This is a genomic window from Microbacterium sp. NPDC058062, assembly GCF_042885375.1.
Taxonomy (GTDB): domain Bacteria; phylum Actinomycetota; class Actinomycetes; order Actinomycetales; family Microbacteriaceae; genus Microbacterium; species Microbacterium trichothecenolyticum_C.
The window spans coordinates 1-1,321 of the sequence record NZ_JBHVSC010000017.1; the positions used below are offsets into that span (position 1 = coordinate 1).

Here is a 1,321-nt window from a genome sequence, read left to right on the forward strand (position 1 = left end):
ACAGGATGCTCCTATGGATGTCAAGTGGTGAGGGCGGTGTAGATCTCGCGTGCGACGAGCCGTTTGAGGCAGCGGATGATCTCTTTCTTCGAGAGTCCTTCGTTGGTTCGCCTGGTGGCGTAGTCGCGGGTTCGGGTGTCCCATCGGAGGCGGCAGATCACGATGCGGTAGAGGGCGGCGTTGGCGTGCCTGTCGCCGCCTCGGTTGAGGCGGTGTCGGTGGGTTTTGCCGGATGATGCGGGGATAGGGGCGACGCCGCAGAGCATCGCGAACGCGGCTTCGGAGCGTAGCCGATCGGGGTTCTCGCCGGCGGTGACCAGGAGCTGCCCTGCGACGTCGGTGCCGACACCGTTCAGTGCGAGCAGGTGCGGGTTGATCCCGGCGACAAGTGGTGCGATGAGGGCGTCGAGTTCGGCGATCTCGGCGGTGAGTGACTGATGGCGGCGGGCCAGGGCGCGCAACGCGATCTTCGCAGCCTGCTCGGGTTCGCTGGCGCGGGCGGTGTCGGGGCGAGTTGCCGCGCAGACCTCGATCAGTTCTCGATCCGACAGTCCCCGCAACCGTTCGCGAAGCGAGTCGGGCGCGGTCACGATGAGTGTCTTCATCCGGCGTTGGCAGTCCCCGCGGTGGCCGACTGCGCTGCGTCTGGCGACCCGGAGGTTGCGGAGTGCCTCCACTTTCCCGGAGCGGTCTTTCGGCACCCCGGTCCGTGCGCCGGCCAGCGCGGCGCGGGCGGCGGCTTCCGCGTCGATCGGATCGGACTTGCCCGCGAGGCGGCGCGTCTTCCGGTCCGGGCGGTCGATCTCTCGCAGCTCGACGCCCGCCGCCCGGAGGTGACGGGCAAGACCGGCTCCGTAGGCGCCGGTGCCCTCGATCCCCACGATCAGGAGGACGCCGAATGCGCATGCCCAGCTCAACAGCGCGGCGTATCCGGAGCGGTTCGCAGGAAACTGCGCGCACCCGAGTAACCGGCCGGTGGTGTCGATGACCGCCGCAGTATGCGTGTCACCATGCGTGTCCACGCCCGCGACAACCGCAGGCTGGTCGTGGTGTTCTTCCCGTGCGATGGTGGTCATCGCCGTCCCTTCCTCTCAACCCTGATCGGACGGCACGCACCATCCGAGAGCGAGCGGACAAGACAGTGATGGGTGCCTGCTGGCACAGGCTCCTATGAGGTCACAACCCTCGCACGGTGAGTGCACGGCAGCCCCGCAGCGCACGAACGACGAATCCCGTCCAAGACACCACGGTCAGTCAATCGGAGAGTCAGGACGACCGCTGCGGGGCTCCCAGCACCAATCATCACTGTCAACCGGGCTTC

The 1,321-nt window shown here is 67.5% G+C and carries 1 protein-coding gene; it reads right to left on the reverse strand.

The features are described 5' to 3' along the window. Nucleotides 1-20: 20 nt before the first annotated feature. Entirely contained in the window at nt 21-1,076 is a 1,056-nt protein-coding gene (locus tag ACFVSU_RS21960; protein ID WP_387148182.1) for an IS110 family transposase, read from the reverse strand. Between the last annotated feature and the right edge of the window lie 245 nt (nt 1,077-1,321).

Excerpts from the sequence above, each read along its gene's own strand:
- ACFVSU_RS21960 (WP_387148182.1), bottom strand. The coding sequence starts at position 1,076 with ATGACCACCATCGCACGGGAAGAACACCACGACCAGCCTGCGGTTGTC.